The organism is Nocardiopsis endophytica, from assembly GCF_027706725.1.
In the GTDB taxonomy this organism is placed as follows: Bacteria; Actinomycetota; Actinomycetes; order Streptosporangiales; family Streptosporangiaceae; genus Nocardiopsis_A; species Nocardiopsis_A endophytica.
On record NZ_JAQFWQ010000018.1, the window covers coordinates 66,058 to 84,244 of the forward strand.

14 protein-coding genes are annotated in these 18,187 nt (G+C 74.1%); all 14 read right to left on the bottom strand.

Annotated elements, in window-relative coordinates; translation table 11 throughout:
• Positions 1 to 327: 327 nt before the first annotated feature.
• Positions 328 to 1,617 carry a hypothetical protein gene (locus O4J56_RS08800; RefSeq protein ID WP_270685022.1) on the bottom strand — a complete coding sequence of 430 codons (1,290 nt, stop codon included), beginning with the start codon at positions 1,615 to 1,617 and terminating at the stop codon, positions 328 to 330.
• Positions 1,618 to 1,682: 65 nt separating this feature from the next.
• On the bottom strand, positions 1,683 to 2,594 hold the full coding sequence (locus O4J56_RS08805; protein ID WP_270685023.1) for a DivIVA domain-containing protein: 912 nt from the start codon (positions 2,592 to 2,594) through the stop codon (positions 1,683 to 1,685).
• Positions 2,595 to 2,758: 164 nt separating this feature from the next.
• Positions 2,759 to 3,064: a YggT family protein gene (locus tag O4J56_RS08810; RefSeq protein WP_270685025.1), complete on the bottom strand. Its 306-nt coding sequence runs from the start codon at positions 3,062 to 3,064 to the stop codon at positions 2,759 to 2,761.
• Between the two features lie 39 nt (positions 3,065 to 3,103).
• On the bottom strand, positions 3,104 to 3,634 hold the full coding sequence (locus O4J56_RS08815; RefSeq protein ID WP_270685027.1) for a cell division protein SepF: 531 nt from the start codon (positions 3,632 to 3,634) through the stop codon (positions 3,104 to 3,106).
• A gap of 124 nt (positions 3,635 to 3,758) precedes the next feature.
• Complete coding sequence (locus tag O4J56_RS08820) at positions 3,759 to 4,523, bottom strand: YggS family pyridoxal phosphate-dependent enzyme (protein ID WP_270685029.1); 765 nt, start codon at positions 4,521 to 4,523, stop codon at positions 3,759 to 3,761.
• Between the two features lie 130 nt (positions 4,524 to 4,653).
• A complete protein-coding gene (gene pgeF / locus O4J56_RS08825) occupies positions 4,654 to 5,376 on the bottom strand; it encodes a peptidoglycan editing factor PgeF (RefSeq protein ID WP_270685030.1) in 723 nt (240 codons plus the stop codon).
• A gap of 126 nt (positions 5,377 to 5,502) precedes the next feature.
• The gene (ftsZ, locus tag O4J56_RS08830) at positions 5,503 to 6,936 is read right to left on the bottom strand and encodes a cell division protein FtsZ (protein ID WP_270685032.1); all 1,434 of its coding nucleotides are present in this window, start codon (positions 6,934 to 6,936) and stop codon (positions 5,503 to 5,505) included.
• 446 nt (positions 6,937 to 7,382) lie between these two features.
• Complete coding sequence (locus O4J56_RS08835) at positions 7,383 to 8,216, bottom strand: cell division protein FtsQ/DivIB (protein ID WP_270685033.1); 834 nt, start codon at positions 8,214 to 8,216, stop codon at positions 7,383 to 7,385.
• A gap of 52 nt (positions 8,217 to 8,268) precedes the next feature.
• Positions 8,269 to 9,699: a UDP-N-acetylmuramate--L-alanine ligase gene (gene murC, locus O4J56_RS08840; protein ID WP_270685034.1), complete on the bottom strand. Its 1,431-nt coding sequence runs from the start codon at positions 9,697 to 9,699 to the stop codon at positions 8,269 to 8,271.
• The gene (gene murG / locus O4J56_RS08845) at positions 9,696 to 10,862 is read right to left on the bottom strand and encodes an undecaprenyldiphospho-muramoylpentapeptide beta-N-acetylglucosaminyltransferase (RefSeq protein WP_270685035.1); all 1,167 of its coding nucleotides are present in this window, start codon (positions 10,860 to 10,862) and stop codon (positions 9,696 to 9,698) included. Before murG ends, murC begins: the two co-directional genes overlap by 4 nt.
• Positions 10,859 to 12,235 (bottom strand): putative lipid II flippase FtsW, encoded by a 1,377-nt coding sequence (gene ftsW, locus O4J56_RS08850; RefSeq protein WP_270685037.1) that lies wholly within the window; start codon positions 12,233 to 12,235, stop codon positions 10,859 to 10,861. The genes murG and ftsW overlap by 4 nt, the downstream gene beginning before the upstream one ends.
• A gap of 317 nt (positions 12,236 to 12,552) precedes the next feature.
• Positions 12,553 to 13,965 carry a UDP-N-acetylmuramoyl-L-alanine--D-glutamate ligase gene (murD, locus tag O4J56_RS08855; RefSeq protein WP_270685039.1) on the bottom strand — a complete coding sequence of 471 codons (1,413 nt, stop codon included), beginning with the start codon at positions 13,963 to 13,965 and terminating at the stop codon, positions 12,553 to 12,555.
• A 3-nt stretch (positions 13,966 to 13,968) separates the two neighbouring features.
• Positions 13,969 to 14,982, bottom strand: coding sequence for a phospho-N-acetylmuramoyl-pentapeptide-transferase (gene mraY, locus O4J56_RS08860; protein ID WP_408639099.1), 1,014 nt, complete (start codon positions 14,980 to 14,982; stop codon positions 13,969 to 13,971).
• Positions 14,983 to 15,023: 41 nt separating this feature from the next.
• The gene (locus tag O4J56_RS08865) at positions 15,024 to 16,457 is read right to left on the bottom strand and encodes a UDP-N-acetylmuramoyl-tripeptide--D-alanyl-D-alanine ligase (RefSeq protein ID WP_270685042.1); all 1,434 of its coding nucleotides are present in this window, start codon (positions 16,455 to 16,457) and stop codon (positions 15,024 to 15,026) included.
• Positions 16,458 to 18,187: the final 1,730 nt, after the last annotated feature.

Sequence of the window (18,187 nt, forward strand, 5' to 3'; positions counted from 1 at the left end):
CGTAGTCCGGGGAGTGCTCCCCGGAACAGGAGGGCCACGGCTCGTCGGCCGGCCAGAGCAGGGGCCCTCCGACCGAACTATCGTGAGCGGACGGGGCGCCGCTGCGCGGGTGCAGCCGTATCGCCGTGGTGCGCCACGGCTTCAATTCCGGGAACAGTTCCCCAACGTCCACCGGCCGGGGCGGAGTGTGCCGTGCCACCCGTCTCTCCTCAGCGTCGTTCCTTTTGGATACGCCGAGACCCTAGAGCGAGGGTGTGACGACCTTCAGGCGCCCTCGATCCTTCCGGAGCCGCCGTGGGCGAGGCGGCTCGCTCCCCTTCCGGGTGGCTACTCGCCCGAGCCCTTGTGCTTGAGGCCTTCGACGAACTCCGCGAAGGACGGCTCGTCCGGGTCCTCTGCGCGGGATTCGGCCGGGACGTCGCCGGTCTCCTCCGGCTCGTCTGCCGTATCGGCTTCGGGATCGGCAGCGGGAGTCTCGTCATCGGACTCGACCGCGGACTCCGTCTTCTGGGCCGCCTCTGCCTCCGGCTCCTCTTCGAGGGCGGGCAGGGGCTCGGGCTCCGGGGGCTCGACGGCCTCCCCGGCGCTCTGCCCGTCGTCGACGGTGACAGCGCCCTCGGCCTCGGCCCCGCCTTCCTCGGCCGTGGAGGCCTCAGCACCGGGCGTCCCGTCGAAGGCGTCGGCAGGCTCATCGGCCTCGGCGCTGTCGGAGGTCTCGGCCTCCGGGCGCCCTGTGGCAGCCGCGCTCTCGGCCGCCTCCGGCTCGTCTGCGGCGGGCACGGCCTCATCCGTGGCAGGGGCGGCCTCGGGTGCCTCGTTCGGCACGGGCGCCTCATCCGCCACAGGGGCATCGTTCGGCACAGGCGGCTCGTCCGCCGCCGCTGGGGCCTCGTCCCCGGCCTCCGGCCGCTCCTGCCCCGCACCCTCGGGCGGGGTCGGGTGGGAGCCGGTGCGGACGGGGTCCTCGACGGTGTCCTCGACGGGGACCTCTACAGGCTCCTCGTCGGCGGCCGGTGCCTCGTGTCCGGCGGACGGGGTATCGCCTCCGCCGCCGGGTGACGTCTCGGGGGGTCGGGGGGTGGTGGGTGAGGAAGGCGCATCCGCTCCGTCCTGCGCCGCCGGGCCGGGATCAGGGGCCTCGGTCGATCGCTGGCCGGGAACGGCCGCCGCTGCCGCCGCCGTGGTGGCGGCGGCCGCCGTCGCGGCGGCCACGGAACCCTGGGACGCCTCTCGATCCTCCCGTGTCGCTCCGGAGGGCCGGTCGTCGCCGACCGCTCCGGTGCCCGGGCCCGTACCGGCCGCCCCGGGGGGCGGGGTCGGGCCGACGGCCCCTGGGGGCCGGCCCGGGCCGACCGCGGTGGGGACGGACGCCTTCCCCAATCCGTCCGTCCGTGCACCCGCTTGTCCGCGGGCGCCTCGCACCGCCGTCGCGACCCTCGATCCCGCCTCGGTGATTCCCAGCTCCCGGCGGCTGCGCACCGCCTCGGCGATCAGCAGCACCGCGCCGGCGCCGCCGAGGGCCAGTGCGATGTACACCAGGCTCACCTGGGCGAGCAGCACGGCGATCGCGATGAGGAGCAGGGCCGCCGTCAGGGCGACGAGACTGCCGAGGATCAACACTGGTCGAGTGGGCCTTTACTGGTGGTTCCGTCGGTGGTGGGCGCTGTGGCCCGCGGCCGCGCTCAGCGGCGCTCGTGCGGGGCCTCGCCCGGGTGGAATCCGCCGTGCGGCGCCGGCTCGGGCTGCTGCTGGGCGAACGGGTTGCCGCCGGCCGGAGCCGCCGGGCCGCCGTGCTGCAGGGCCGGGCCCGCACCGGTGGGCGCCGACATCGTCTGGAAGCCGCCGGTGGTGTTCGGGTTGGCCGGGGCGCCGCTGGGCTCCTGGCCGCCCTCGTTGAGCTCGCGCAGCTGGCGCTCGAAGTAGTCCTTCAGGCGGCTGCGGTACTCCCGCTCGAAGTCCTTCAGCTCGGCGACCTTGTGCTCCAGCTCCTCGCGCTGCTGCACCAGCGAGCCCATGACCTGGCGGTGGCGCTCCTGGGCGTCGCGGTCCAGGTTCTCGGAGCGGGCGCGGGCCTCGTTGACGATCTGCTCGGCCTGGCGGCGGGCCTTGCCGAGGATGTCGTCGGCCTCGTGGCGGGCGCGGCCCAGGGTCTCGTCGGCCTCGCGGCGGGCGTCGGAGATGGCCTGGTCGGCGGTCTGCTGGGCGAGGGCCAGGACACGCGCGGCGGTGTCCATGTTCTCCTCCGAGCCCGGCAGGCCCATCTGCGCGGCCATCGCGGGGAGCTGCTGCTCGACCGCCTGCGGCGCGGGCGCGGGCGCGGGGGCCGGAGCGGGCTCGGGCTGCGGCGGCTGCGGCGGCTCCGGCTGCATCTGCTCCTGCGGCTGCTGCTGGAAGTCCTGCATGCCGGCGTTGGGCACCTTGCCCCGCAGGCACTCGGCCAGCTTGCCCCGGAGCTCCTCGTTCTCCTGGATCAGCCGGTCGAGCTCGGACTCCACCTCGTCGAGGAAGGCGTCGACCTCTTCTTCGTCATAGCCCGGCCGTAGCCGGGTGGTACTGAACTGCTTGTTCCGCACATCCGCGGGTGTCAGCGGCATGTTCGTCTCCTTGGCGCGCTTGGACTCCGTCCGTAGGGACGCTACCTGATCGTGACCTTACGGCAATCCGGATCATGACCAAGACCACATATCGGAACCGGAGCTTACCCGTCCGACATGTATGCCTTTCCGACAGGCGCCCTGACAGGGCTCCGGCCGGGCGGTCACGCGGTCGCGGTCGTGAACATGGCGTACCGCACGATCTGGATGAGGATCACCACGAAGAGGAAGAGGACGGTGAAGCTCAGGTCCAGTGCCACACTCCCCAACCTGACGGGTTTGATGAACCGCCGGAGGAACTTCAGCGGCGGATCGGTGATGGTGTAGACGCTCTCCGCGAGCACCAGGGAGAAGCCCGAGGGGCGCCACGACCGGGCGAAGGACTGCACGAGTTCGAACACCAGCCGCCCTATCAGCACCAGCATGAAGAGGTTCAGCAGGAGGAGGAGTACGTACAGGACGATGCTCACGGTCGTTCCCCGACCCAATCTGTGTACAGCCGTGGTGGTCTAGCTCTGGTTGAAGAAGCCCCGCTCGGCGATCCGTGCCTTGTCTTCAGCGGTCACCTCAACATTAGCCGGTGACAGGAGGAACACCTTGTTGGTCACGCGCTCGATGCTCCCGTGCAGCCCGAAGATCAGCCCCGCCGCGAAGTCGACCAGCCGCTTGGCATCGCTGTCGACCATCTCGGTCAGGTTCATGATCACCGGGGTGCCCTCCCGGAAGTGCTCTCCGATCGTACGCGCTTCGTTGTAGGTGCGCGGATGGAGCGTGGTGATCCGGGCGAGGTCGGCCATGGCCGTCGCCGCCGAGGCGCGCCGCTCGCCCGTCCCGCCCGGGAGCGGGCTCCGGTCCTCGCCGTCGTTCACGAGGTCGGCGCGCAGATCGCCGCCATGCGGGTCGGTCTCCCGCTCCCGCCGGTCCTCGACGCCCTCTTCGAAGTCGTCGAAGTCATCGTATTCGTCCGCATAGCGGTGATCGTAGCGGTCGTCCTCCACGAGGCCGAGGTAGACCGCCATCTTGCGCATAGCGCCGGCCATCTCATGTCCTCCGTCGTCCCTGTGGTGCGGCACCGCAGAAGACTTCTCTGAGTCCGCCCGGGTCCGCCGATCCCCGCGCTGCGGGCGAATTCGACAGATGGGCGCCAAGGTCCATGTGGGGACATTACCCCACGTTCGGACCCCGATCACCGAGCAACGCCGTACCCACCCGCAGGTGTGTCGCGCCGTGTTCGATGGCGGTCTCCATGTCCCCGCTCATGCCCGCGGATATCACCTTCGCCCGAGGGTAGCGATCCCGGATCCCGGCCGCGACCGCCCCGAGCCGGGCGAACGCCGCGCCCGGGTCGCCTTCGCGCGGCGCGACGGCCATCACGCCGCCCAGTTCCAGCCCCTCCTCGGCGGCGATGAGGTCGGCGACGCCGAGGGCGTCGCGCGGGTCGGCGCCGCCCCGCGGGCCGATGACCCCCGCCTGGGAACCGGCGTCCAGGTTGACCTGGACCAGGCAGGTCAGGCCGCGCCCCTCGGCGCGCACCCGCGCGCCGAGCGCGCCGACCAGGCGCGCCCGGTCGACCGAGTGCACCACGTCGGCATAGCGCGCGACCGAGCGCGCCTTGTTGGTCTGCAGCTGCCCGACGAAGTGCCAGGTGAGGGGCAGATCACCGAGTTCGGCGGCCTTTCCGGCCGCCTCCTGGTCCCGGTTCTCCCCCACCTCGCGCAGTCCGAGGTCGGCGAGGATGCGCACGTCGGAGGCGGGATAGGTCTTGGTGACCGCGATGATCGTCACATCGGAGGGCGGCCGCCCCGCCTTCTCACAGGCCGCGGCGGCGCGCTCGCGCACCGCTTCCAGGTTGGCGGCGATGGTGCGGCGCCGCGCGTCCGCCTCGCCGTCCCGCGCCCGCTCCGCTCGTCCGCCGTTCTCCGCTGTCATCGCTCTTTCCGCTCGTCGTGCTCGTCCGCCCTGGTCGGCGGCGTCTTCCGGGGCCCATCGCCGGGCCCGCACCCGGCCGGTCGTACGTATCCCGTCCCCATCCCCCCGGATACGGATGCGGACCGGCCCCTCAGGCCCGCCACACGTAGGCGGCCAGCCGGCCCGTGGGGGCCTCCCTCCGGTGGGAGAAGAGGTCGGGGCTCTCGTAGGTGCACCGCCCGTCCACCGTGACATGGCCGACTCCGGCCGCCCGGAGCTGGGCCTCGACAGCGGCCCGCATGTCCACGGCAGGGGTCCCCTCGCGGGTGGCCGAGGCCCCTTCCGGGGTGTGCGCCGCCAGCTCGTCCCGCATGTGCCCGGGCACCTCGTAGCAGCGGCCGCAGATGGAGGGCCCGAGCGCGACGGTGATCCGCCCGGCCTCGGCCCCCTGCCGCACCATCTCCTCCACCAGCGCGGGGGCGACCCGCTTGATGGTGCCCACCCGGCCCGAGTGGGCGGCGCCGATCACCCCGGCGCCGGGGTCGGCGGCGACGATGGGCAGGCAGTCCGCGGCCAGCGCGGCCAGCACCAGGTCCTCGCGCCGGGTGACCACCGCGTCCACCCGCCCGGCCGTCCCCGGCTCCTCGGCGACGGCGACGTCGGCGCTGTGCACCTGGTCCATCCACACCACCCGGGTGTGGTCGAACCCGAGGCGGGCGGCGGCGGCCCGGCGGTTCTCCTCCACGGCGGCCCGCTCGTCGGGCACCCCGGCGCCCAGGTTGAGGGTGTCGAACGGCGGAGCGCTGACCCCTCCGTCGTAGCGGCCGGTGAATCCGGCGAGTACGCCGGGTGCCAGCTCGAATGCGGCGCTCATGGCCCTCCCTGGTGCCTGGGGGTGGTGCTCCTGGACGCGAAAAAGCGTACCGGCGGCGGGGCATCCCGCCGCCGGTACGCGTGGTCCGGCCGGTGGCCGCGGGGGCCGGGGCGCGCGCCCCGGCCCTCACTTCAGGAAGTCGGGCACGTCCAGGTCGTCGGGGTCGTCGAAGATGACCCGGCGCCGCGGGGTGGGCACCTCGCCCGGGCGGGAGAACCCGTCGGTCCCGGTGCGGCGGGGGCCGTTCTCGCCGACCGCGTGGATCCCGCGGGGGCGGGCCTCCTCCTCCGGCTCCGGCTCGGGCTCCTCCTCCGCGGCCGGTTCCGGCCGCGCGGCGGGCTCGGCGCGCGGCGCCTGCTCGGCCTCGGGCTCGGGCTCCGGCTCGGGGGCGCGCTCCTCGCGGACCGGCTCCGGGGCGGTACGGGCCGCCTGCTCGGGCTCGGGGCGGGGGGCGGGCTCCTGGCGCGGCGCGGGCTCGGCGGCGGCCGGTTCCGGCCGCGCGGCCGGCTCGGGCCGCGGCGCGGGCTCGGCGCGCGGCGCCGGGTCCGGCCTCCGTTCGACCTCGGGCGGCGGTGCCGCGGCGGCGGCCCTCGGCGGGCCAGGCGCCTCGGTGCGCGGCTCGTCGAACCCGGCGGCGATGACGGTGACGCGCACCTCGTCGCCGAGGGCGTCGTCGATCACCGCGCCGAAGATGATGTTGGCCTCGGGCGCCGCGGAGTTGGCCACCAGCTGGGCCGCCTCGTTGATCTCGAACAGGCCCAGGTCCGAGCCGCCCTGGATGGACAGCAGCACCCCGTGCGCCCCGTCGATGCTGGCCTCCAGCAGCGGCGAGGATATGGCCATCTCGGCGGCGGCGACCGCCCGGTCGTCGCCGCGGGCCGATCCGATCCCCATCAGCGCCGACCCGGCCCCCTGCATGACCGACTTGACGTCGGCGAAGTCCAGGTTGATCAGGCCCGGCGTGGTGATCAGGTCGGTGATGCCCTGGACACCGGAGAGCAGCACCTGGTCGGCGGCCTTGAACGCGTCCAGCACGCTGACCTGGCGGTCGGAGATGGACAGCAGACGGTCGTTGGGGATGACGATGAGGGTGTCGACCTCCTCGCGGAGCATCGCTATCCCCGACTCGGCCTGGGTGGCGCGGCGCTTGCCCTCGAACCCGAAGGGCCGGGTGACCACGCCGATGGTCAGCGCCCCCAGCGAGCGGGCGATGTTGGCGACCACGGGCGCGCCGCCGGTGCCGGTGCCGCCGCCCTCCCCCGCGGTGACGAACACCATGTCGGCGCCCTTGAGGACCTCCTCGATCTCCTCGCGGTGGTCCTCGGCCGCCTTGCGGCCCACGTCCGGGTCGGCCCCGGCGCCCAGTCCCCGGGTCAGCTCGCGGCCGACGTCCAGTTTGACGTCGGCATCGCTCATGAGCAGCGCCTGAGCGTCGGTGTTGATGGCGATGAACTCGACGCCCTTGAGTCCCTCTTCGATCATCCGGTTGACGGCGTTGACGCCGCCGCCGCCGATACCGACGACCTTGATGACCGCGAGGTAGTTCTGCGGTGCTGCCACGACGAGGGGCCTTTCCGCTCGCATCGGCCGGTCGCGTCCGAGTCGTCGGCGACCGCGGCCTGCGCCGCGCTCCCCGACCGCGGGTCGGGCCGACCGGTGTCCGGTTCTACAGTCTTTCGTGCGGCGGCCCCGTGCCGGCCGCCGCCGGCCGGACCGCCCGGGGGGTGGGCCCCCGGCCCCGGTTCCCCGGGGCCTACGGGACTTTCGCCCCTATCGGTTCGAGTCCATACTTATGTCAACCATGGTCCGCCTCCCGACAGTAGGCCGCGGCCTCCCGACGGGCAACCAACCAGGTGTTCAGCCTAACGGCGTGTCGGCTCCGGAAGCGATGCGCCGTCCCGGCGCGTCGCGTCTGGAATGTCCCGCCGACGCCCGCCGGCCGTGTCCGGAGCGTGTCACCCCCGTGTCCCGGCGGTGACCGGGGCGCCGCCCCCGCGCGCCCGCCGTCAGCCGACGACCGCCATGTCGGCGGCGCTGACGTCGTAGACCCGGTCGGGGGCCGGCGGGTGCTCGCCCACCAGGACCTCCAGCACCCGGGCCTTGCGCGCCCCGTCCTCGGCGTCGCCCCACTCCACCGACGCTCCCCCGTCGAGCTCCACCGTGATGGAGTCGGGGTCGCGCGCGTCGATGGCGGTGACACGCGCCTTCGTCCCGGACAGCGACCCGTCCAGCGCCTCGGCGACCGAGGCCGCCGCGGCCACCCCGGGGTTGCCCTCGACCTCGCCGCGGACCTGGGCCAGCGGGTAGGCGGCGGGGCGGGTGTCGGTGTCCTCGATGCGCACCCCGTCGTGGTCGACGAGGCGGAAGCCGTCGCCGGCGCGCACCGCCAGGCGCGGTTCGCGCTCGGTCACCCGGACGGTGAGCGCCGCGGGCCAGGACCGCTCCACCTCGACCCGTTCGGCCAGGCGGAGCCGCTCGGCCCGCCCGGCCGCCGCCTCGGTGTCGACGCGGGCCAGCGGGGTGCCGGTGGGCACCGCCAGCGCCCGCACGACCTCGGCGCGGTCCATCCGCTCCAGGCCGGCGACCCGCACCTCGCGCACCACCAGCAGCCGCGACCCCAGCAGCACCCAGGTCACCACCGCCAGCAGCGCCACGATCAGCAGGACGATGAAGGCGGCCTTCCACGGGTCGGAGCGGGGGGCCGTGCCCCCGCGGCCGCCCTTCCGGCCGCCCGCGCCGCCGGGCGCGGGTCCGCCTTCCCCGGAGGCCCCGTCGGGCGCCGACCCGCCGGCCCCCGATCCACCGGTCCCCGCACCGCCGACGACCGCGCCGCGTGCCACCGAAGCACCTTCCCTCCCACGACCTGGCCGGCGGCCCCGGGCGGGCGCCGTCTCAGGCGCCGCGCTCCTCCAGGGCCGCGACGATCCGCGGCCCGAGCTCGGTGACGTCCCCGGCGCCCATGGTCAGCACGATGTCGCCGGGGCGGGCCAGGGCGGCCGCGGCCGCCACCGCCTCGCCGTGCGTGGCGGGGCGGTGCACCCGGCCGTGGCCGATCCCGTCGGTGATCAGGGCCGAGGTGACGCCCGGCTCGGGGTCCTCGCGGGCCCCGTAGATCTCCATCACCACCGCCTCGTCGGCCAGGGTGAGCGCCTCGCCGAACTCCGCCGCGAAGATCCGGGTGCGACTGTACAGGTGGGGCTGGAACACCGCCACGACGCGCGCCGGGGCCCCGTCGCCGTCGGCGCGCGAGTCCAGGGCGGCGCGGGCGGCGCGCAGGTCCGCCGCGATCTCGGTGGGGTGGTGGGCGTAGCTGTCGTAGACCGCCGTCCCGGCCGCCTCGCCCTTGGGCTCGAAGCGGCGGGCGGCGCCGGTGTAGTGCGCGAGCCCCTCCACCGCGACCTCGGGGTCGTGGCCCAGCTCGTCGGCGACGGCGACGGCCGCGGCCGCGTTGAGCACGTTGTGCGGACCGGGCACGGCCAGCGCGCACTCCAGCGGCTCGCCGCCGGGCGGGGTGAGGGTGAAGCGGGTGGAGAACCCCTCGGCGCGGATGCCGCCGACCCGGAAGTCGGCCTCGGGCGCCTCGCCGTAGGTGACCACGCGCAGGCCGCGGTCGCGGGCGGTCTCGGCGACCTTGCGGGCGCCGGGGTCGTCGACCCCCACGACCACGGTGCGCCCCACCCGCCCGGTGAAGGCGGCGAAGTTGGCGTGGATCTCGTCCAGGCCGCCGTAGTTGTCCAGGTGGTCGGCCTCGACGTTGGTGACCACGGCGATCTCCGGGGAGAGCATGAGGAAGGAGCCGTCGCTCTCGTCGGCCTCGGCGACGATGACGTCCCCGCCCCCGGCGTCGGCGCCCAGGCCGGTGGTGGTCAGCCGCCCGCCGATGACGTAGCCGGGCTCGGCCCCCAGCTCCTGCAGCACCGTGGTGAGCATGGAGGTGGTGGTGGTCTTGCCGTGGGTGCCGGACACGGCCACGCCGCGACGGCCCAGCAGCAGGCTGCCCAGGGCGGCGGCGCGCGGCAGGACGCGCAGGCCGCGGCGGCGGGCCTCGGCCAGCTCGGGGTTGTCCTCGCGCACGGCGGAGGAGACGACCAGGGTGTCGGCGTCGCCGACGTGGGCGGCGTCGTGCCCCACGTGCACCCGCGCGCCCAACTCCTCCAGCTCGTGCAGCAGCGGGCCGTCCTTGGCGTCGCTGCCGGAGACGGCGCTGCCGCGCTGCAGCAGCACCCGGGCGATGCCGGACATGCCGACACCGCCCATGCCCACGAAGTGGACCCGGCCCATCTCCTCCGGGCGGAGGGGCTCGGTGGGCGGCACCAGGCTCATCGGGCGTCCTTCCCGTCGTCGACGTAGGCGCCGTCGTCATCGTCGTCGTCATCGGGCACCGAGCCGTCGTCGGCGGGGCGGTCGCCGCGGGCGATGGCCATGACCTCGCGGGCCAGCTCCATGTCGGCGTCGCGGCGGCCCATCCGGGAGGCGGCCTCGGACATGGCCACGACCCGGTCGGTGTCGGTGAGCACGGGGATGAGCTGCTCGGTGATCCAGCGCGCGCTCAGGTCGGCGTTGTTGACCAACAGGCCGCCCCCGGCGTCGACGACGGGCTCGGCGTTGAGGCGCTGCTCGCCGTTGCCGATGGGCAGCGGCACGAAGCAGCCGGGCAGCCCGACGGCGGTCAGCTCGGCGCAGGTCATGGCGCCCGAACGGCACATGGCCATGTCGGCGGCGGCGTAGGCGATGTCCATCCGGTCCACGTAGGGGACCACGACGTAGGGCACGCCGTCCTGGGTGCGGTCCTGGGGCTCGTCGGCGTTCTTGGGGCCCACGACGTGCAGAACCTGCACCCCGGCGGCGGTGAGGGCGGGCTGGGCCTGGAAGGCGGCCTCGTTGACCGCCTGGGCGCCCTGGGAGCCGCCGAAGATCAGCAGGGTGGGCAGGTCCGAGCGCAGGCCGAAGTGGGCGCGCGCCTTGTCGCCCATGGCCAGCCGGTCGAGGGTGGAGATCTGCTCGCGCAGCGGAATGCCGATGAAGCGGCCGTTGCGGATCTCGGTGTGCGGGTGGCCGGTGTACACGTGCGGGGTCAGGCGCGCGCCGAGCCGGTTGGCCAGCCCGGGCAGCGGGTTGGCCTCGTGGATGACGATCGGGATGCGGCGGCGCCGCGCCGCCAGGTAGCCGGGGGTGGCCACGTAGCCGCCGAAGCCGACGAGCACGTCGGCCTGGAGCTCGTCCAGGCGGTCGCCCGCGGCGCTGATGGCCCCGGCGAGCTTGCCGGGCACCTGCAGCAGCTTGGGGGTGAGCCGCCGGGGCAGGGGGACGGCCGGGATGAGCCCCAGTTCGTACCCGCGCATGGGCACCAGCCGGGTCTCCAGTCCCCGCTCGGTGCCCAGGCACATCACCTGGGTATGGGGGTCGATCCGCCGCAGCGCGTCTGCCAGGGAGAGCGCGGGCTCGATATGCCCGGCCGTGCCGCCTCCGGCGAGGGCTACCCTCATCGTCGCCGATTCCTCCTCGCTTGTACCTGCCCGTGGTCGCCGTCGCGCCGCTCGATCGCGGTGCCCAGGCCCAGCCAGCTTAGAGCCCTTTCCACCCGGCCCGGACCGCGCGCGGCCAGGGCCCTGCGGGCGTCCGGCTCGGTCTTGGCCATGGCCAGCAGCGCGCCCAGGCCGAGCAGGGTCGGGATCAGCGACGACCCTCCGGCCGACACCAGCGGCAGGGGGATGCCGGTCACCGGCAGGACGCCGATGACGGTGCCGATGTTGACCATGGCCTGCAGCACGATCCAGGCGGTGAGCGAGGTCGCGGCCAGGCGCACGAAGGGGTCGTCGACCCGCGACGCGACGCGGAGCCCAGCGTAGCCGAGGACGCCGAAGAGTCCGACGACGACCAGGGTGCCGACCAGCCCCAGCTCCTCGCCGATGATGGCGAAGATGAAGTCGCTCTCCGGGTGCGGCAGGAACCCCCACTTCTCCCGGCTGCCGCCGATGCCCACCCCGAACAGGCCGCCGGTGCCCAGGGCGTAGAGCCCGTGGATGAGCTGGAAGCCGGAGCCGCTGGGGTCGGACTCGGGGTTGAGGAAGGAGGTCACGCGGGCCATGCGGAACGGCTCGACCGCGACCATGATCCCCACCAGGGTGAGCACCAGGCCCATCATGCCCACGAACAGCCGGCCCGGGGCGCCCACCACCCACAGCAGCGCCAGGAAGATGGTGAGCAGCACCATGGTGGTGCCCAGGTCGGTGCCGAGCAGCACGAGCAGCACGAGCACGGCGCACCCGGGCATCAGCGGGAAGAGGAGCTGGCGCCACTCCTTGAGCTCCTTCAGCTCCTCCTTGCGGGCGAGCACCCCGGCGCCCCACAGGGCGAAGGCGAGCTTGGCCGGCTCGGAGGCCTGGATCGTCACCCCGCCGATCTCCAGCCAGCGCATGGCGCCGGAGTTGTACTCCTCGCCCTTGAAGACCGTCAGGACCAGGAGGGCGACGGAGACGAGCATGGCGGGGTAGCCCAGGGCGCGGAAGAACCGCATGGGCATGTGCGAGGCGAGCACCATCAGCGGCAGGCCCACGGCGGCGGCGGCGACCTGCTTCTGGAAGAGGCTGTAGGCCGAGCCGGTCTCGGTGAAGGAGTCGACCATCGACGAGGACAGCACCATGGTCAGGCCCAGGGCGATGAGCATGGCACTGCTGCCGAAGATGAGGTAGTAGGAGGTCAGCGGGCGGCGCCCGAGCTCGCGCAGCCAGTTCCCGCCGCCTGCGGCGCCCCCGCCCCCGGACGAGGCGCGCGGCCCGGCCGCCGGGCGGCCGCCCGGCGGCCGGGCCGGCGCCGCCTTCTTCTTCCCGGGTGCTCCCCCGCGAGGCACCACCGCCATACGCCACCTCCGCCGCGACACACTTTCCCAGCGTCGAACAAGTCTGGCGGCAACGGTGGCGCAAGCGTCGGACATAACGCGCGTGTTGGGGTTCTTTTCTCCCACACAGGCGAGCAGGACGGGCGAAGGGGCCGCATGGGGAGCCATCGGACAGCCCGGGACGGACCGGATCGGGGGCGGGGGCCGCACCGGAATGCCCTCGGACCGGCTCAGCGGGGTCTGGCGCTGATCGCGCACCCGGAACGGCGCCGCGCCCGGAGCCTGTCGGGCTCCGGGCGCGGTGGAGGGTCGCTACGGGGCGCGGCCCGCTCGGCGGGTCAGCCCTGCAACCGGCGGACCGCCTCGGCGAAGCGGTCCCCGCGGACGTTGTAGTTGGCGAACATGTCCATCGACGCCGCGGCGGGCGCCAGCAGCACCGTGTCGCCCTCCCGGGCCAGCGCGCGGGCCTCGGCCACCACGCGGTCCATGGCGTCGTCGCCGGTCTCGGCGACCTCCACCACCTCGACCCCGGGGGCGTGCTCGGCCAGCGCGCGGCGCAGCTCGGCCCGGTCCTGCCCCAGCAGGACGGCGGCGCGCAGGCGGGGCGCCGCCGCGCGCACCAGGCCGTCGACCTCGGCGCCCTTGAGCAGGCCTCCGGCGATCCACACCACGGGGTCGTAGGCCGCGAGCGAGGCCCCTGCCGCGTGGGCGTTGGTCGCCTTGGAGTCGTCGACGTAGAGCACGCCGTCCACGGTCGCCACGGGGGCGATGCGGTGCGGCTCCGGGCCGAACGCGGCCAGCCCCTCCCGTACCGCCTTGGGCGCCACGCCCGCCGCGCGCGCCAGGGCCGCGGCCGCGAGCGCGTTGGCCACCTGGTGCGGCGCGGCCGGGCGCACGTCGCCCAGCGCGGCCAGCTCCTCGGCGGTGTGCACCGGGTCGTCGACGAACGCCCGGTCCACCAGCAGGTCCTCCACCACGCCCAGCTCCCCGGGGCGCGGGGTGCCGGAGCCGAACCCGACCAGCGGGGTGTGCGGGTCGCCCTGTTCGGCCAGGCGCACCGAGTGCTCGTCGGCGGTGTTGGCCACGCGCACCGTGCCGCGCGCGTAGATGCGGCCCTTGGCCTCGGCGTAGGCGTCGAACCCGCCGTGCCAGTCCAGGTGGTCGGGGGCGACGTTGAGGACGGCGGCGGCGTGCGGGCGCAGCGAGTTCGACCAGTGCAGCTGGAAGCTGGACAGCTCGACCGCCAGCACCTCCGGGACGGTCCCGTCCGGGCGGGGGCGCACCGCGTCCACCACGGGGGTGCCCACGTTGCCCACGGCCAAGGCGTCGCGCCCGTCGGCGCGCAGCATCGCCTCCAGCATCCGTACGGTGGTGGTCTTGCCGTTGGTCCCGGTGACCGCCAGCCACACCTGCTCGTCGGGCCTGAGCCGCCAGGCCAGCTCGACGTCGCCGATCACCTCGACCCCGGCGGCGGCCGCCTCGGTGAGCAGCGGCGCGTCCGGGCGCCAGCCCGGGGAGGTGACCACCAGGCCGGTGCCCTCGGGCAGGGCGTCCGAGCCCAGCACCACGCGGGCGCCGGCGGCGCGCAGCGCCTCGGCGGCCTCGCGGGAGGCCGCGTCGTCGCGGCCGTCGACCACCGTCACCTCGGCCCCGCGGTCCAGCAGGGCGCGGGCGACCGGCGGGCCGGACACGCCGAGCCCGGCCACGCACACCCGCCTGCCGCGCAGGCCCACCTCGAATCCGTCCGACATCGGCTACCTCGGCATCCATTCCAGGTAGAACAGGCCGATACCGGTGCCCACCAGCAGGCCCTGGATGATCCAGAACCGGATGACGATCGTCGTCTCCGCCCACCCCTTGAGCTCGAAGTGGTGCTGCAGGGGCGCCATCCGGAATATCCGTTTGCCGGTCAGGCGGAACGAGCTGACCTGGAGCATCACCGAGGCGGTGATGAGGACGAACAGGCCGCCGATGACGAGCAGCAGCAGCTGGGTGCGGGTGGTGATGGCCAGGCCCACGACCAGGCCGCCCAGGGCCAGCGAGCCGGTGTCGCCCATGAAGATCTTGGCGGGCGGGGCGTTGTACCACAGGAAGCCGATACAGCCGCCCAGCCCCGCGGCGGCCACCACCGCCAGGTCGAGGGGGTCGCGCACCGGGTAGCAGTTGGGCGACAGCAGCGCCTCGCTGCAGCTCTGGCGGAGCTGCCAGTTGCCGATGATCACGTAGGAGACCAGCGTGAGGATGGTGGCGCCGGTGGCCAGCCCGTCCAGGCCGTCGGTGAGGTTGACGGCGTTGGAGAAGCCGACGATGAGGAAGAGCGCCCAGATCACGAAGATGCCGATCCACAGCGGCGGCCCGAAGTCGCGCAGGAACGACAGCTGGGGCGAGGCGGGGGTGTAGCCGTAGCCGTTGGGGAACTTGGTCACCCCGTAGGCGAATCCCACGCCGATGACGGTCTGGCCCAGCATCTTGGCGCCGCTGCGCAGGCCCAGGCTGCGGCGCTTGTAGATCTTGATGAAGTCGTCGAGGAAGCCGACGCAGCCCATCCCGACGAACAGGAACATCACCAGCAGGCCGGAGACGGTGGGCCGGGTCATCAGGGCCAGGTGCGAGCCGAAGTAGCCCAGCACCGCGCCCAGGATGATGACGATGCCGCCCATGGTGGGCGTGCCCTGCTTGGTCTTGTGGCCCTCGGGGCCGTCGTCGCGGACCTCCTGGCCGAACTTGAACCGGAACAGGATCCGGATCAGCGGCGGCATCACCAGCATGGAGATGACCAGGGAGATCGCCGCTGCGATGAGGATATTGCTCACTGGGCGTCCTTCCCCGACGCGGTAAGCCCCTCGGCCACCTTCTCGGCGACCTTCTCCAGCCCGGCCACGCGCGATCCCTTCACCAAGACGACGTCCTTGGGCCGCAGGCGCGTGCGCAGCGCCTCGACCGCGCCGGCGGCGTCGGGGACGGCGACGGCCTCCCCGTGCCAGCCGGCGGTCCCCGCCGCCCCGTCGGCGATGGGGGCGGCCTCCTGCCCGACCACGATCAGCCCGTCGACGCCCAGGGAGGCGGCCAGGCGGCCGGCCTCCTCGTGCGCCCCGCGCGCCTCGCCGCCCAGCTCGGCCATGGCGCCCAGCACCGCGAAGGAGCGGCGCCGCTCGGCGATCGCGCCCAGCGTGCGCAGGGCCGCGGCCATGGACTCGGGGTTGGCGTTGTAGGCGTCGTTGACGACGGTGGTGCCGTCGTCGAGCTCGTCGACCTCCATGCGCCAGCGGCTCAGCGGGCCGGCCTGGGCCAGCGCCTCGGCGGCGGCCGCGGCGTCCATGCCGAACTCGGCGGCCACGGCGGCGACGGCGAGCGCGTTGTGCACCTGGTGCTCGCCGACGACGGCCAGGCGCACCGGGGCGCTGCCGCCGTTCATCTCCAGGGTGAACCGGGCCCGCCCGGCGCCGTCCAGCTCCACGTCGCGGGCGCGCACGTCGGCGTCGGCGCCGCGGCCGTAGGTCACCACCCGGGCGGCGGTGCGGGAGGCCATGGCGCGCACGGCGTCGTCGTCGGCGTTGAGCACGGCCACGCCGCCCTCGTCGGCGGCGGGCAGCGCCTCCACCAGCTCGCCCTTGGCCTGCGCGATCGCCTCGCGTCCGCCGAACTCGCCCATGTGCGCGCTGCCGACGTTGAGCACCACGCCGATGCGCGGGGGCGCGATGGTGCACAGGTGCGCGATGTGGCCGATGCCGCGCGCGGCCTTCTCCAGGACCACGAAGCGGGTGCCCTCGTCGGCGCGCAGCACGGTCAGCGGGTGGCCGATCTCGTTGTTGAACGAGCCGGCCGGGGCCACGACGGGGCCGAGCCCCCCGAGCACCTGGGCGAGCAGGTCCTTGGTGGTGGTCTTGCCGGAGGATCCGGTGACCCCCACGATGTCGGCCCCCGCGGCGGTGACGCCGTCGGCGACCGCGCGGCCCAGCCGCCCGAGCGCGGCCACGACCCCGTCGTCGCCGCCGTCGGCCAGCAACTGCGGCGCCTCGACCGGCCGGGACCCGAGGACGGCCGCGGCGCCCGCGGCGACGGCGGCGCCGGCGAAGTCGTGGCCGTCGGCGCGCTCCCCGCCGAGCGCCACGAACAGCGAGCCTGGACCGGCCTGCCGGGAGTCCACGACGACCGGGCCGGTCACGGTGGCGTCCGGGCGCGCGGATCCGCGTATCCGGGTTCGGGTGATCTCAGCGATCCGATCGAGCGTCAGCGCGATCAAATCCACTCCTCATGTCGGGCCCGGTCCTCCGCGCCTGCGGCGCCTCGATCGGGGTGACGGACACAGCCCATGCACGGCGCCGGTCCGGGGATCGCGCTGGGGCTGGTCGACCGCGAGGCGGCAGCGGCACGCCGCGGGGCCGGGCAGCGATTGCCGGACCCACCTTAGAGCATCTGGGATATCGGGGGTTGCGTCACGGCCGCATTGCGCGACCGGATCGGCACCGGATCCGGGCGCACCCGGAGGGCACCGGCGCGGGCGCCCCGGCGGCACTCCCGCCCCCTCCGGAGACCACCTCTCCCACCTGCGACGATCCGGCACCGCGTGCGCAGGGTCACCGCACCCGCGGAACCGGCCGGGGCACCCCGGTGGCCGCTTCCGGCTGGAGGCCCCCGGGTACCGCTTTCCCGGGATCAGCCGTCGGTAACGATCCCGAAGCAGATTCCCATGCGCCCGACATCTGTCTGTTTGTCCGTTTCGTTGAGCGACGCCCACCCTGTCCATCCCGAGACCGGCGAGGCCGTAGCGGCAGAGAAGCGGCAGAGAATTCGCGGGACGTTCAGCCGACGACGACACGGGGCGGCACAGCAGGTCCCCCACTTCAGGATTCCGGCCGGGCGGCGGGCTGGCGGAGCGTGAGGTCGCGGGGCAGCGACGACGAAGGTCGGCGACCCTTCCCGCAGCGTCGTCGGCCGACAGGCGTGTGCACGATCACCGGATCCGGCGGCGACGGCAGAAGCTCGGCGGTTCCCCGGCCCCGCCTGCCGTCCGTCCGGTCGCTCGCGGTCCGGGTGGCCGGGCGGCTGAGCAGGTACCCCGCTTCAGGATCCCGCCCGGGCGGCGGGTCGACGGAGTGTGAGGTCGAAGGGCGGCGACGACGAATGTCAGCGGCCCACGCCGCAGCACTGTCGGGCGGCGGGCGTGCGGATGGTCACCGCAATGGGCAGCGACAGAGACAGCGGGGCGGTTCCCCGGCCCTGCCTGCCGTCCGACAGGCCCCCGGATGGTCCCGGAAGGCGGTGCGGCGGGCAGGGTTCGCGCCCTCCGTCACCCGAGATGCCCTCCGGGCACGCCAAGCGAACCCCCGCGACCCTGCGACCTGGTCAAACACTCCGCGTTAAGGCCAGGAGGGAGCAGGGAGCGCGCTCCGCGACACCCATGAAGGCCCCGGGACGACGGACACTGCCGTACCAGAACGGGATTCGGGAGCGCGACGCCCGGTTCATGTCGGTTTGCGCTCCCCGGAGCACCGCCCGGGGCCGCCGTGCAGCTACCCGGACGCTCCGGCCGCGCACCCTCGGGTCACGATGGGCCGATATCGGCTACACACAGTGACACCGGGCCCAACAAACGGCCCCCGAGTGCTGTTTAGGGCCCCACTGGAACCGAATCGCGTTCTGGTATCGCGATGGACGCACACGCTCGCCGCCCGCCGGTCCGCCCCGGGCGTCGAACAGGGCGCAGGAGGGGTCCCGGCACCCCGGAAACCGGACAAAGCGGGCGCAGTGCCGGTATGGACTCGACCGGAACCCGCCTTCCGGGCACCTCGGGCACCCTGGGGTCATCCTGTGTCGTAAAACCGACGCCCAATCAGCCCAAAAGCGTCGATTCCACGACACGGGATGCTCGGCCCTCTCGCCCGCTGCCCGTTATGCCCGGTATGCACCGCCCGGACGGCCCCCTCCGCGATGATCTCGGGGAACCCGGGGTTAAAACGGACACGATAAGCC

Coding starts and splice junctions, on each gene's coding strand:
- O4J56_RS08805 (WP_270685023.1), bottom strand. CDS start 2,594: ATGCCGCTGACACCCGCGGATGTGCGGAACAAGCAGTTCAGTACCACC.
- O4J56_RS08815 (WP_270685027.1), bottom strand. CDS start 3,634: ATGGCCGGCGCTATGCGCAAGATGGCGGTCTACCTCGGCCTCGTGGAG.
- O4J56_RS08820 (WP_270685029.1), bottom strand. CDS start 4,523: ATGACAGCGGAGAACGGCGGACGAGCGGAGCGGGCGCGGGACGGCGAG.
- pgeF (WP_270685030.1), bottom strand. CDS start 5,376: ATGAGCGCCGCATTCGAGCTGGCACCCGGCGTACTCGCCGGATTCACC.
- murC (WP_270685034.1), bottom strand. CDS start 9,699: ATGAGCCTGGTGCCGCCCACCGAGCCCCTCCGCCCGGAGGAGATGGGC.
- murG (WP_270685035.1), bottom strand. CDS start 10,862: ATGAGGGTAGCCCTCGCCGGAGGCGGCACGGCCGGGCATATCGAGCCC.
- ftsW (WP_270685037.1), bottom strand. CDS start 12,235: ATGGCGGTGGTGCCTCGCGGGGGAGCACCCGGGAAGAAGAAGGCGGCG.
- murD (WP_270685039.1), bottom strand. CDS start 13,965: ATGTCGGACGGATTCGAGGTGGGCCTGCGCGGCAGGCGGGTGTGCGTG.
- mraY (WP_408639099.1), bottom strand. CDS start 14,982: ATGCTGGTGATGCCGCCGCTGATCCGGATCCTGTTCCGGTTCAAGTTC.